This window comes from Arthrobacter sp. YN (genome assembly GCF_002224285.1).
Taxonomy (GTDB): domain Bacteria; phylum Actinomycetota; class Actinomycetes; order Actinomycetales; family Micrococcaceae; genus Arthrobacter.
Genome location: NZ_CP022436.1, coordinates 4,362,524 through 4,376,458, shown reverse-complemented (window position 1 = coordinate 4,376,458; position 13,935 = coordinate 4,362,524). Strand labels below are relative to the sequence as shown.

The following is a 13,935-nucleotide window of genomic DNA, read 5'->3' as shown; positions in this document are numbered from 1 at the left end:
TCATCCTTTCATCCCGCTGGTCGCGATGCCTTGGATGAAGTAGCGCTGGCCGATCAGGAAGATGATGAGGATCGGGATCACGGAGATCACGGAGCCGGTCATGATCATGGCGTACTCAGCGTCGAACTGGCCTACGAAGGACCGCAAGCCCAGCTGGACGGTCCAGAGGCGGTTGGACGTGAGGTAGATGAACGGACCCATGTAGTCGTTCCACGTATTCACGAACGTGAGCAGGGCAAGGCTGGCGAGGGCCGGCTTGGACAGGGGCAGGATGACGCGGGCCCAGATGCCGTATTCGCTCAAGCCATCGATGCGGGCCGCTTCGCAGAGCTCGTCCGGGATGGTCATGTAGTACTGGCGCATCAGGAACACGCCGAACGCGCCGAACGCCTGCAAGAGAATGAGGGCGTTGAAGCTGTTGGTCAGGCCAAGGTTCTGCATCATGATGTACTGCGGCACCATGTAGGCCTGCCACGGAACGGCGATGGTACCGATGTACGCGAGGAACAACACGTCGCGGCCCGGGAAGCGGACCTTGGAGAAACCGTAGGCAGCCAGCGAGCCCGTGAGGACCTGCAGGCAGGTGATGATCACGGCGAGGTACAGCGAGTTCTGCAGGTAGCCCATCATGGGGATACGGGTCCAGATGTCCGTGTAGTTGCTCCACACGAACTCCTGCGGAATCCACTGGATGGGGACCGTGAGGACCTGGTTGTTCTCCTTCAACGACGAGGAAAGCATCCAGATGAACGGCACCATCAGCGCCGCCACCAGGACCACCAGGACACCGTAGATCACGACGTTCGCGGTCTGCTTCTTCTGCTCGCGCGGGGAGCGTTTGCGGTCAGTACGACGGCGGTCTTCCGCAGTAGGTGCGCCGTTCGGGAGCGGTGCTGCGTCCGTCACGTGAGTGGCTTTGAGGTCTTCGGCCATGTTGGTCATCAGCGTTCCCTCCGCTGTTGGATCTTGAACTGCAGGACGGTAACCGTCAGCACGATGATGAACAGGACCAGCGAAATGGCCGAGGAGTACCCGAACTTCCCTTCGCCGATGCCCTCCTGGTAGATCAGCTGGGACAGCACCGTGGTGGAGCGGCCGGGGCCACCGTTTGTCATGACCACAATGAGGTCGAACACCTTGAAGCTGGAAACCGTCAGCATGACCACCACAAAGAACGTGGTGGGACGCAGGGACGGGATGGTGACGTTCCAGAAACGCTGCCAAGCACTGGCACCGTCAACTTCGGCGGCTTCATACAGTTCGGTGGGGATCGCCTGCAGGCCGGCTAAGTAAAGGACCATGTAGTAGCCCATGTCGCGCCACACACTGGTGATGATGACAGCGGGCATGGCCCAATCGGAACTGGAGGTCCAGCCCGGCGGGTTGGCGATGCCGATGGCGCCGAGGAACTGGTTGATGGGGCCGCTGTCCGGGCTGAACAGCATGTTCCAGACGACGGCGACGGCCACCAGCGAGGTGATGTACGGGAAGAAGATGGCAACGCGGAAGAAGCCGATGCCCTTGAGCTTGCGGTTCAACAGCATGGCCAGGATGAGGGCCAGGGCCATGGTGAGCGGGACGTGGCCCAATGCGTAGACCAGGGTGTTCCGCAGCGCGATCCAGAAGGAGTCGGACGCGAACATCCGCTCGAAGTTGGCCAGGCCAACCCACTTGGGAGCGCTGAATGAGGTCCATTCCATGAAGGAGAGCGCGAAGGCGGCCACGACTGGAATGAGGGTGAAGGCCAGGAAGCCAAGGAAATTCGGAAGGATGAACGTCCAGCCGATCAGCGTGTTGCGCCTGGCTTGCTTCCGGTTGCCACGGCTATGCACGGGGGCAGGTGCCTGGGTGATTGTTTCTGTAGTCATGATGACCGCTCCCGGCGTCGGGGGCGTTCCTCCATTTCAGGATCCGGAGAATTCAGGTCCGGTTCCGGTGCCGCGTCCAGGGACGCAGCACCGGAACCAGTTGCTTGCCTGGCCTTACTTGCCCAGGACTTCGCTGTTGACGCGCTTGCCCATCTCGGCGAGGCCATCAGTGACGGAGCGCTCGCCGACCATGATGAGGTCGTGCTCCTGGTTGAGGATCTTGTCCGTGGCGGCAGACTTGTCGCTGACGGGCATCTCCAGGGCGGTCTCATCCGGGGCGAAGGCCTTCTTGGAGAGCTCGTCGGTCGGCAGGCCGTCCAGCTTGAAGTACTCAGCGGTGACGGACTCGTTCTGCAGGGCCGGGACTACGCCGATCTTGGAGATGGCCTTGGCGCCCTCTTCACCGGCAGCCCACTCGATGAACTTCTTGGCCTCATCGGAGTGGGTGGCGTTCTTGTTTACAGCGAAGGCCGTGGGCGAACCGAACGTGGTGACCTTGCCGTCGTCGTTCTTCTGCGGCAGTGGAGCCAGGCCCCAGTTGACGTTGGTCTTGCCGTCCTTCTTGGCCTGCAGGATGCCCGCCGTGTACCAGGTGCCCATGGGCATCATGGCAGCCTGGCCGGTCTCGAACATGGTGCGGTAGCTGGTCTTCTGGCTCTTGGCGGTGCCGAAGTCCAAGGTGGTGCCGGACTTCTGGAGGTCCAAGGCGGTGTTGTACTGGTCCTCCATGAAGCCATAGTCGCCGCTGTTCTGGTCGGCGCCGTTCTGGGCCGCTGCGATGGCCTGGACCACGGAACGCCAGATGTGGTGGTAGGTGCCGTACGTCTTCTTTCCGCCGGCCTCGGTGGTGAGCTTCTTGGCGATCTCCGTGTACTTCTCCCAGGTCAGGTCCGTGGGCTCCTCGATGCCGGCAGCCTTGAACAGGTCCTTGTTGTAATACAGGAGCCAGAAGTCCTGGCGGTAGGGAGCAGCGAAGTACTTGCCGTCGATGTCGAACGCGTCCAGGCCGGCGAGGTTGTCCTTGCCCACCTTGTCCACCACGCTGTTGATCTCCTGCAGCTGGCCGTTGCTGGCGTAGCGGGAGTAGTCGATCACGTTCTTCATGGTGAGCACGTCAGTGGTGTCGCCACCGGCAAGCATGGTGGTGACCTTCTGGGGGTAGTCATCAGCAAGGATGTCCACGGGTTCAATGTCCACGGTGGGGTTGGCAGCCTCGTAGCCGTCAAAGAGGGCCTTGAACTCCGGGGTGCCCTCGTAGTTCCAGACCGAGACGGTCAGCCGGGTCTTGCCTTCGGCCGCCTGCGGTTCGGCGGGACCGGCAGCGCCGGCACAGCCGGTGAGTCCGAGCCCTGCAGTCACCGCAAGGGCGATTGCGGCGAGGGTTGTGCGCTTCATTGCGTTCTCCTTAGTAGGGGTTTAAGTCTGCCGCAGCTGCGGCTTCATGGTGCTTGGGTTCAGGCGCTGAGGCCGAGGTCCTCATGGACTACCTGGGCCAGGAGGTCCTTGCCGGCGAGGTACCGTTCAAGGTCATCCAGTGCGGCATCGGACATCCGCCGGGTTTCGGTACCGAGCGAACCTGCGATGTGCGGGGTGATGATGACGTTGGGGAGGTCGTACAGGGTGGACCCCGCCGGCAGCGGCTCGGGTTCCGTGACGTCCAGCAGTGCCGTGATTCGACCGGTGGCGCACTCTTTTTCGAGGGCTTCCGTGTCAACTAGCGAACCGCGGGCGGTATTGATAAGCGTCGCGTGGTCCTTCATGGCGCTGAGCTGGGCCGTGCTGATCATGTTGCGGGTTTCGGGGAGTGCGGGTGCGTGGATGGTGACCACATCGGATACGGGCAGGAGTTCTTCGAGGGTGACCAGTTTGCCGCCGGCCGCCGCCACGTCCAATGGATCGGCGTACGGGTCGCTGACCAGGCAGGTGACGTCCTGGAGTTGTTGGACCAATTGGACCACCCGGCGCCCGATGCGGGAGAACCCGACGACGCCTACCACCCGGCCGATGTTGCCCAGTTCGCCGCGATCACCGATGTAGCTCCAGTCTTCCCGGTGCGTGCGGGCGTCGTTGGCCAGCACATGTGCCTTCTTGCCCGCCAGGACGATCGAAGCGAAGGTGAACTCGGCCACGGGGATCGCGTTGGCGTCGGCGCCGTTGGTGACGGTGATGCCGCGATCCCACAGTTCTTCACTGACGAAACTGCGCACTGTTCCTGCACAGTGGAACACTGCCCGGAGCTTGGGCATGCGCTCCAAACGCCCAGCGTTGAGATGCGGCACTCCCCAGCTGGTGAGGAGGATTTCCACCTCTTCCAAACGGTCCTGCAATACGGGTTCGTCCAGGGAATCCGTCCACGGCTGATCGCCGAGATCCACCATTTCGGACAGCCGCTCCAGTCGCGTGGAATCGAACTGGTCAGCAAAGGTTCCGCTATTCATGACCAGCAGTGCCTGGGGCTTGAGCGACATTGAGGGGATCCTCCCTTCGAAGTTTTCGGCGGCCTGTTCGACCGTGATTTATGTGTTGCATCACATCTAATAATCAGTACATACTCATAAACAAGACAGTTCATTCAACTCAATCGAACTTGATCTAAAACGTTCAAGATCGAACAAGTGAGAGAAGAATTCCTATGGCAACCGGCACCGCCGCCGTTGACGCGCCACCCCTGATGCCCCTACTGAGCGCGTGGGGCCCGTTGGTCGAGAAGACCGCCCTGCTGGACTCGCTCCGCGGCGCCCGGGACCGCCTCACCGTTCGTGAAGCGCCCGACGCCGGATGGCAGCGCGCTGCTGACCGCCCCCTTGCGGAACTGCGCGCCCAAGCATCGGCGGAAAAGGGGAGTCCCTGGCCGCAACCGCTCGTCTCCCATTACGCGCGCTACTTCCGCGACGGCAACCGCACGGCCTACGAGGGACTTGTGGCGAGCCGGCAGCAGCGCCTGACGCGCGCCGTCGTGATGGCTGCCGTGGCTGGTCCCTCTGATGACGGCTGGCTCGACGAAGTGATCGACGGCGCCTACCTCCTGTGCGAGCAGAGTTCCTGGAGTTGGGCCGCGCACGACGACGTGTTCACCCGCAGTGGCGACGTGGTCCCAGACCGTTCCCGGCCCTATCTTGATCTCGGCGCAGGGGAGGTGGTGGCGCAGCTGGCGTGGCTGGACCATGTGCTGGGTGGCGCCCTTGATGAGCGTGCTCCCGGACTGCGCCGGCGCATTCGTCTGGAGACAGAGGAACGGGTCATCCTGCCGTTCCTGGACCGGCTCGACTGGCACTGGCTGGGGTTGGACGGCGACGTTCATAACTGGAATCCGTGGATCCACTCGAACATCATCGCCGCGGCATTGCTGCTGGTGGATGACCCTGAGTTGCAGGCGGCGGTTATTGTACGCTGCATTGAGGGCCTGGACCGCTTCCTCGCCTCCATTCCCGCCGACGGTGCCATCGACGAAGGCTTCGCCTATTGGTGGAACGGTGCCGGCCGTGCGCTGGAAGGCCTTGCTCTGTTGGAGGAGGCAAGCAGCGGTGTGCTCGATCCGGACCTGCCGGTCATCCGCGCCCTGGTGGCCTTCCCGCATCGCATGCACCTTGGCGGCCGTTGGTTCCTGAACGTTGCTGACGGCCCAGCCCGCGCCCACGACGGACTCCCGTGGGACATGCTCCACCGCTGGGCTGTCCGGCTGGGGGATTCCGAAGCCGCCGCCCACGCGGGCGCCTTTGCCGCCGTCGAACCTGAACCCAACGCCGCCGCAGGCCTGGGCCGCGTCCTCACCCAACTGAGTGACAGCAAACGTCGCAATGAGCGTCCATTGGGACATGTGCTGTTACCTAGTTGGGGGACGTGGCTGCCGTCGGTCCAGATCATGGTGGCGCGGCAAACCCCGGGCTCATTCGACGGGCTCACCCTCGCGGCCAAGGGCGGACACAACGGCGAGCACCACAACCACCGCGACGTCGGTTCAGTGGTGGTCGCCGTGGATGGCGTGCCCCTGTTGGTCGACGCCGGCCAGCCCACGTACACCGCGCAAACGTTCGGACCTGATCGTTACCGGATTCGCGCCATGCAGAGTGCCTGGCACAGCGTGCCTGCGCCGTTCGGGCTGGAGCAGGGGACCGGGTCTTCGTTCGCGGCGACCGTTCTCCAAGAGCCGACTCCCGAGGAACCCACCCTCGCGCTTGGACTGGGGGCGGCCTACGGTTTGGACCACGCTGAGCAATGGATCCGCACCTCGCTCATGAACCGCGAGCTGGGGTCCGTGGTGATTGACGACCGCTGGAACCTGCCCGCACAGGCGCCCGAGGGAACGCACCCGCCCGAGGGAACGCCCGACGTCGACATCACCTACCTGGTTGCCGGCACCGTCAGCGTCGATACAGACGCGACGGCGACCATCGCGCCCGACGGGATTCCGGCTGCGGAAACCGTCAGGGGCCTCCACCTGCGCTGGAAGCCGGCCACCGCCGTCGTACTCGTGGACGAATGGCACCTCGACGATCCTCTCCTCAGCGACATCTGGGGCGAAAAACTGACCCGGATCCGTTTCCGTATGCCCGCCGAAAACCGCGCTTCGGGCGCGTTTACCCTCACAGTGGAGGCAACATCTTGAGTTCTGAACAGACCCCGGAAGCGGGCGGCAAGTCCCTCTTCTCCCTGCAACGCCGTGAACGGCTCATGGAGGAGCTGCGGGCGCATGGCGCCATCACCGTGCGCGATATTGCCGCGAAGTTGGGAGTCAGTGAACTGACCATCAGGCGCGATGTGAACACCCTCGCCGACGAAGGACTCGTGTCCCGCGTGCATGGCGGCGCCACGCTGCCCAGCCCGTTGGACCGTTCGGTGGCTGTGGGGCGGCCGTCCGCGCACAGCTACTCCATCGGTATGGTGGTTCCGTCGCTGGACTATTACTGGCCGCAAGTGATTTCGGGGGCGCGCGGCGAGGCCGAAGCGCAGAACCTCCGCATCCTGGTCCGTGGCTCCGCCTACGACGCCGCCGACAACCGGCGCCAGGTCCAGGCGTTGCTGGATACCCAGAACATCGACGGGCTGATCGTGGCCCCCGATATGGGCGGTGAACACGGGAAGGAGTTGCTGAGGTGGCTCAATGCCCTGCCCATTCCGGTGATCCTGGCCGAACGGCGGGCACCGTCGGAAATCCCCGCGCATCGTCTGGAGTGGGTCGCCACCGATCACTCCTTTGGCGCCGGGATGGCCGTGCGCCATCTGTGGCAGGAGGGGCACCGGATGATCGGATGCCTCACGGATTCCACCAGCCCCACCAGCCCGCATGTGGTCCGCGGTTGGAAACAGGCCCTTGCCGCGCTCAAGATTCCGCTGGAAAAGTCCATCCACGAGGACTCGGCCAAGCTGGACAACGGCGACCGCGCCAAGCACTTCGATCACGTCCTGGACCTGTGCCGTTCCACCGGAACAACGGCCATGCTGGTGCACTCGGACACCCAGGCTGTAGCGTTCGTGCAGCACTGCGTGGACCGGGGCGTGGATGTCCCAGGCAGCATGGCGATCGTTGGATACGACGACGAAGTGGCCTACCTGGCCGAGCCCGCCATCTCCGCGGTCCGGCCACCCAAAAGCTACGTCGGCAAGGTGGCGGTGCAGCTCATGGCTGCGCGCCTGGCCGAAGGAAGGATGCGCCCTGTGCATCGCATTGACCTGAACCCCGAGCTGATTGTGCGGGAATCCTCCGTAGGCGCACCGCGAGGGTTGGCTGGAGTCGTCCTGGAGGATTCACTCTGATGCTTTTGCCGCCCCCGGATTACCAGCTCTCACCTTTCACCGGCCTGACCCGCGAGCACTGGTGTGCGTACGCGGATCACCTCCTGCGTTCGGCGCATCAGTTTGGCACCGACGATCACGCCAACATCCACCTGCCCGGAGCCAACAGCCGCTACGGCCCGCGGAGTGATTCGCTGGAGGCGTTCGCACGGACATTCCTGTTGGCCTCGTTCCGGATGGCGGGCGACCCTGCCAGCACGGGCTGGATCGCCGAGTGGTACGCCGCCGGTCTCGACGCTGGAACCAACCCCGCCAACCCGGACCGGTGGCCGACGCCTGGTGAGCTGGGGCAGGCGAAGGTAGAAGCGGCGTCGTTGGCTGTTGGCCTGGCGCTGACCCGCGACGTCCTGTGGGACAAGCTGCCGGAGCGCGTGCAGGAGCAGCTCATCGCGTGGTTCGAGACCGTGATCGGCGAGGAATATCCGCCCATCAACTGGGTTTGGTTCCAGATTGTGGTGGAGACGTTCCTGGCATCCGTGGGCGGCCGGTACTCGGACGATGACATCGACGCCGGACTCGCCATCCACGACTCGCTGTACCGGGGCGGTGGCTGGTTCGCGGACGGTCCCGAGCGGGCCTACGACCACTACGTGGGCTGGGCATTCCAGGTGTATCCGCAGCTCTGGTCGTTGATGGCGCCTAACGATCCGCGCGTTGCCGCCCGTAAAACGCTCGACGGCGACCGGCTGGCTGATTTCCTGGACGACGCCGCGTTCCTTGTTGGCGCGAACGGTGCACCGCTCATTCAAGGCCGGAGCTTGATCTACCGGTTCGCGGCCGCCGCGCCATTCTGGGTAGGGGAGTTGTCCGGGCACACGCGCTTGGCCCCCGGTCTTTCGCGGCGTGCGGCCTCTGGGATGCTCGACTACTTTGCCCGGCATGGCTCCATCACCGAGGACGGGTTGCTGTCCATCGGCTGGCACGGCGAGTTCGCGGGCATGAAGCAGGCCTACTCCGGCGCGGGGTCACCGTATTGGGCCGCCAAGGGGATGCTCGGGCTCGCGCTGCCTGCGGATCACCGGGTGTGGACCGCGGTGGAGGCTCCCTTGCCCGTTGAGGTTGCCGACACGCAGCGGCTGATTGCGGCGCCGGGATGGCAGGTTGATGGGACTCGTGCCGACGGCGTGGTCCGGATCCGGAACCACGCCACGGATCACGCCGTTGTTGGTGCTGTGGTGGCTGACTCACCGCTGTATGCGCGGATCGGGTATTCCACCCACACGTTTCCCGACCTCACGGCGGAGTCCGTGGACAATGCGGTGGCGTTCGTTGATTCCGCCGGCCGGCTCACGCATCGGACAGGTTTTGAGCATCTCGGGTCCTTTGCCGAGAGTGGCTTCCAGGTTGGCGCGTCCCGGTTCACCGCCCACTGGATTGAACCCGACCCCGACGCCGGTCCCGATCATGGCAGCGGCGTCGCGGGCGTTGCGACTCCCGGGCCCTCGGTCACCGTGGTTTCAGTGACGCGTGGGTCAGTGGAGCTGCGGCTGGTGCGTGTTTCCGGGGCTGCCGGTTCTTCCTCGGGGAGTGCCTTGCGGATCGGCGGCTGGCCGGTGGATGCTGCGTCTTCGGTGGTCAGCTCTGTGCTGCCGGTGCCAGGTTTCGGCGTGGCGTTGGATTCGTCCGGGACGTTCGTCCGCTCCGGCGCACACCCCATGGGGTCGGAACTCACCATTCCCTGGGTGGGAACCTCGGGCACCGCGCACGCCGGCGACTACGCCGCCGTCGTCGTCCTCGCCGGCGACGGAGGTGCTTCGGGGACCGTGGGCGTTACCTATGCCGATGGCCACTTCGAATTCCCGGACGGCGCTTTCGTGAGCCTCTCGCAGCTTGCCCGTTTCGACGCCTAGCTGCGGGTTAGACGACTCCTACCGTCTTCTGTGCAGCGGGCCATCGAATCGGGTGTGCCCACCCTGCAGTAGGCTCGCGGGATGAGCCAAACCGACGATCGAGCACGCTTCCTCGCGGCATATGATCAGGACCTTCGCACCGACGCCGAGACTCCGAGCGCCCTCAAAGTGACCCAGCACGGCCCTGTGCGCTTGGTGACCTTCATGAAGGGGCGGGGCTTCGTCACGTACCAGGACCTCGGTGACGCGGATTCGCAGACCATCAAGCGGCTTGTCGCTGAGGCAGTCGCCTACTTCCGTGCTGAACCTGATATCACCAGGGTCGAATGGAAATCCCGCGGGCATGACCACGCGCCGGGTTTGCACGAAGCGTTGATCGAAAACGGCTTCACCCAGGATGATTCCGAGTCGATCATGATCGGTGAAGCCCAGGCCTTAAGCACAGCTGTGCCACTTCCCGACGGCGTGACCCTGCGGCAGGTCACGGACGAAACCGACGTGCGGGCCATGAGCGCGATGCAGGACGAGGTCTTTGGCGAGCCGGTCTCGGATGAAATGGCCGATGCCCTGCTGCGGCGCCTCTCCCTCGATGACGGAATGCAGCTCTGGGTGGCCGAAGCTGAAGGGCAGATCGTCAGCGCCGGACGCTTGGAGCCGGTGCCCGGCACAACCTTCGCGGGTATCTGGGGTGGGGCCACCCGAGAAGAGTGGCGCGGCCGGGGGATTTACCGGGCATTGACGGCCCGCCGTGCGCAGGCCGCACTCGAGCTGGGCAAGACCCTCATCCACAGCGACTCCACCGAATTCTCGCGCCCAATCCTGGAACGCTCCGGGCTGCTCAAAGTCTCGACGACGACGCCGTACCGCTGGGTGCGCGGCTGAAAGCTCAGACGGCTTTGAGGGCCAAGGAATTACCTTGTTCCATGCGCTGTTCATTTCTGCACCCTCGTTCCACTTCGGTGAAGACACAGCAAAGCCCCTCAGGATCAAAATCCCAAGGGGCCTCACTGTCTCGGATTTTCCCTACTTCCCAGCCGCGAAGCTGCTCACACACTGCCCCTGGTTCGTGAACACTGGCGACGGACTGGTCTTCCAGCCATCGCTCTTGCACGCGTCCTTGCCGGTAGAAACAGTCACGCGATATTCCTTCGTGGTGCCGTCCGGCGCCGTCACGGTGATCACCGCCGTCGGGTTCTCAACGGTGGAATGCTGAACTGTCACCTTTGCGTTGGTGTCCAGCGGGTAGCCGACGACGGCGGGAGTCGCCGACGTCGATAACACCCGGTAGTCGGTGGTCGCCGGGTCGAATCCGACGACGGACGCTTGGTTGACAAGGAGACGCCCGAGGTTTGCGAGTCCGGCGTCAGCCAAACGTGAACCCGCGATGGCTACTTCGGCGACCTTGGTGTACGACGCCGTGGTCACGAACGAAACCCTGATCCCACGGGTGGTGACGGGGTCGAAACGGACGGTGGTCGGTGAAGAGATGGAGAGTCCCGTAATGGTTCCCGCGGAGGTGTCCTTCCATGTTCCGGAGGCGTCCTGGTACTGGACTTTAAGGCTCGCCGCAGCCTTTTCCGCAGACGTGACGGTCACGGAGGAAACGGTGTAGTCGCGGCTGAAGGTGTAGCTCAGGATGTCACCGGCACGGCCGCCGCTCACCCAGTTGGACCATCGCGTGGAGGCGTTGGCATCGCAGGTGTTCTTCGCGATGTAGGAGCCCTCGGTGTAGCTTGCGATGGCCGTGGTGGTGGGGTCGTCCTTGCAGATATTGGCTACTGGAACGCGGTCCACCACAATAATGGTCAGCGTGGCCGGGAGGCCGTTGGCGGTTCCGGGCACCGTGACGGTTCCCGGGTTTTGCAGAGCTGACTCTGACACTGCGGACCAGTCCCACGTGACGGCCAGTGGGTTCCGGGCGGGACCATCGGCGATCTGTCCAGGAACGCTGGCCGGGGCCAAGGCCTGTATGGAGGCCACCGATGATCCGGTTCCAACGGTCACGGAAACAGGGTCCGTGGCGATGTAGGAGCCCACCGTGACCGTGAGAACGGCTTCGAAGGTTTGACCGTACGGGTCAACCCCTGAACCGTAGACCGTTACTTTGCCGGCCTTCTGCCACGAGGAAGGATCCACCGGTGCCCAGGTGACGGCCAACTGCTTGCCGGGGCCTGCCTCGTAAACGGGCGTGACCGTGGCTGGCAGGACCGGCGCCGTCCCTACGGGCGTGCTCAGCTCAACAGGGGAAACTCCCAAGAGCTTGAGGTCTGCTATGTCGGTGAAGGCCCACGCCTGGTGTGGGTTGGCCAGGGCTGTTGCTGTGGTTCCGGTTGAGGATGCCAAGGCCACGGACGTACCCGCCGCTGTCTGGTTGCCCGAAACCTGCAGGGCAATCGCGGCACCTGCGTTCACCAGGGACCACTGTTTGCCGTTCTCCGTGGTCACTATCCACTGTGCAGAAGGATTGGCCTTGGCCTGTTCCAACGTCAGTGTGGACAGTGAAGCCGCACCGCTCTGGCTGCCGTTCAGCACTCCACCGTTGCCTGTGAGCACTCGGCCGTCCTTGTTTGTAAGAACCCAGCGACGATCGTTCGCAAACTCATCTTCCGTAGACACGGCGTTGAACGTCCACATCTGCGGAGCCACACCGGCAGCATCCGTGCCCATTTCTTCAATTGAGGCAGAACCATTGGAGCGGCCCGTCAGGTATTTGCCGCTCGCCTCACCACTGAGGTGATAGCTGTGGCCGTCCTGCACAGGCGCGGCATCGTCCGAAACTCCACTGACGCCGTCGACGACGAACGTCACCACGGATGCGGCGGGAACGTCAAGCGTCGCGGACTTGGCCGCGGTGTCGACGGCGACTGGCGCGCCCTTGACGAGTGCATTCTTCTCAATGTCATCCAGCGGCGACTTGGTGGTGACCACGGGCGTGACCTTGGCGCCGGGCGCGATGCTGCCGAAGCGGCTGAGATCAATGGTGACCTTTTCCGCCGTCGGGGTGTCATTGAAGTGGACCAGCGTTGCGCCGTTGCCGTCGGCGCGGAGGGCGCTGGCCGTCTTGGCGTTGTCGTTCTGGATGAGGAAGTCGCCAGGCCGGATGTAGTGGGTGAAGTTCCTGGTGGTGTTGTATTTCTGGTTGGTCAGGACCTTGCACTTGGCTTGTTCCTGGGATGCGCCATCGTTGATGCGGCGGTTGGAGAAGCCTTCGCGGCCTTCGTAATTGCAGTCGAAGTCGATGTAGATGGAGCCCCAGCCCTTGTCTGCCTTCTCCTGCTTGTACGTGTCCTCCACAGGCTGCCAGAAGACCCACGCGTTGGGGTCGAGTTCGCGGAGATCGTTGACCATGCGGCCGGCGATGCCCAGTCCGTTGGTGATATTGGAGCGGTCCCAGCCGCTGGTGGAGTCGCCGAGCACCGGGTTGCCGGTCCAGAATCCGCCAACCTCGCTCATCCACAGCGGCTTGTCGGTGGAACCGGCGAGGTCGCGGACCCGACGACGATCGTTGGTGCCGTAGGTGTGGACGTTGAGCTGCGCAACTGCGTCCTTGGCTTCCTGGCTGTAGCCGTTCCAGTTGGTCATGAACTTGCTGGGATCCGTCTCGTCCATCGCGGAGATGACGGCGTCCGTGCTGCCCTTTTTGAGCTCATCGGCCAGCAGCCTGGTCACGCGGTCCTGGGCGGCCGGATAGATCAGCGCACCCTCCTGCTTTTGGGTGTATGTGGTGGGCGGCTTGCCGGTGGCGGCGTTGATGTCCGTGCCCCAGTAGCCGGAGTTCGGCTCGTTGAACGGATCGATGGTGTCCACTGTGATGCCGCTGCCTTTTTCGAGGAGCTCGACGGCGTTCCTCATGTAGGCCGCGAACTTGGCTTCCGCTTCGGGCAGGAGGTTTTCACCCTTGGCGGTGTTCACTTGGCCGGATACGTACCCGCTCTTGGTCATGAACCACGGCGGGGAGTTGCTGAAGGCCTCCCAGTGGGTGATCTGCTGGTCTGCGGCGAGGCGTTCCACCCACCACCGCTGGTTCTTGTCGGCGTCGGGGTTGTAGGACGCGGGGTCGTCAGGATCCCACTCGTTCAGGAACGCGAGCTTGTTGGCCTGCGTTTTGTCCACGGTTCCGTCCGGGTTGTAAAGGTTCGACGCCGGCTGGCCGGGTTGCGCTTCAGCTACTGGCTTCCACCATCCCTCCACAGCGCTGCCATCGTTGAGGTAATTGGCTACGTCTGAAGCATTTCCGCCGCCCACGTTGTAGCGGGCGATGTTGAGGTTGAGTCCGTCCTCCCCGAACACCTTCTGGTACAGCTCCTCCCGCAGCTCGGGGAGTAGCCCGCCGTCGCATTCGCGAACCACACCAGGCTGGTTCCCCACCCTTCGAACGCTTCGCCGCGGGTGGCGGGGTTCGGGGTGATGGTGACAGCTGTTGC

At 63.8% G+C, this 13,935-nt stretch carries 9 protein-coding genes; 4 read left to right on the top strand and 5 right to left on the bottom strand.

Annotated elements, in window-relative coordinates; all coding sequences use genetic code 11:
* The 4 genes from CGK93_RS20080 to CGK93_RS20065 form a co-directional block, all read right to left on the bottom strand.
* Positions 1 to 942, bottom strand: a complete 942-nt coding sequence (locus CGK93_RS20080; RefSeq protein WP_089596339.1) for a carbohydrate ABC transporter permease — start codon at positions 940 to 942, stop codon at positions 1 to 3.
* Complete coding sequence (locus CGK93_RS20075; protein WP_089596338.1) at positions 942 to 1,868, bottom strand: carbohydrate ABC transporter permease; 927 nt, start codon at positions 1,866 to 1,868, stop codon at positions 942 to 944. Before CGK93_RS20075 ends, CGK93_RS20080 begins: the two co-directional genes overlap by 1 nt.
* A 114-nt stretch (positions 1,869 to 1,982) precedes the next feature.
* Complete coding sequence (locus tag CGK93_RS20070; protein ID WP_089596337.1) at positions 1,983 to 3,263, bottom strand: ABC transporter substrate-binding protein; 1,281 nt, start codon at positions 3,261 to 3,263, stop codon at positions 1,983 to 1,985.
* Between the two features lie 59 nt (positions 3,264 to 3,322).
* Positions 3,323 to 4,336 carry a hydroxyacid dehydrogenase gene (locus CGK93_RS20065; RefSeq protein ID WP_089596336.1) on the bottom strand — a complete coding sequence of 338 codons (1,014 nt, stop codon included), beginning with the start codon at positions 4,334 to 4,336 and terminating at the stop codon, positions 3,323 to 3,325.
* A 164-nt stretch (positions 4,337 to 4,500) separates the two neighbouring features.
* Between CGK93_RS20065 and CGK93_RS20060 the strand changes: the two genes are divergently transcribed.
* From CGK93_RS20060 to CGK93_RS20045, 4 genes are all read left to right on the top strand, one after another.
* The gene (locus tag CGK93_RS20060) at positions 4,501 to 6,474 is read left to right on the top strand and encodes a heparinase II/III family protein (RefSeq protein WP_232481422.1); all 1,974 of its coding nucleotides are present in this window, start codon (positions 4,501 to 4,503) and stop codon (positions 6,472 to 6,474) included.
* On the top strand, positions 6,471 to 7,622 hold the full coding sequence (locus tag CGK93_RS20055) for a LacI family DNA-binding transcriptional regulator (protein WP_089596335.1): 1,152 nt from the start codon (positions 6,471 to 6,473) through the stop codon (positions 7,620 to 7,622). Before CGK93_RS20060 ends, CGK93_RS20055 begins: the two co-directional genes overlap by 4 nt.
* Positions 7,622 to 9,511 (top strand): DUF2264 domain-containing protein, encoded by a 1,890-nt coding sequence (locus CGK93_RS20050; RefSeq protein ID WP_089596334.1) that lies wholly within the window; start codon positions 7,622 to 7,624, stop codon positions 9,509 to 9,511. Before CGK93_RS20055 ends, CGK93_RS20050 begins: the two co-directional genes overlap by 1 nt.
* 81 nt (positions 9,512 to 9,592) lie before the next feature.
* Positions 9,593 to 10,393 (top strand): GNAT family N-acetyltransferase, encoded by an 801-nt coding sequence (locus CGK93_RS20045; protein ID WP_089596333.1) that lies wholly within the window; start codon positions 9,593 to 9,595, stop codon positions 10,391 to 10,393.
* Between the two features lie 141 nt (positions 10,394 to 10,534).
* On the opposite strand, the gene CGK93_RS20040 is transcribed toward CGK93_RS20045, so the two are convergent.
* Positions 10,535 to 13,879, bottom strand: coding sequence for an Ig-like domain-containing protein (locus tag CGK93_RS20040; RefSeq protein WP_198318279.1), 3,345 nt, complete (start codon positions 13,877 to 13,879; stop codon positions 10,535 to 10,537).
* Positions 13,880 to 13,935 lie beyond the last annotated feature (56 nt).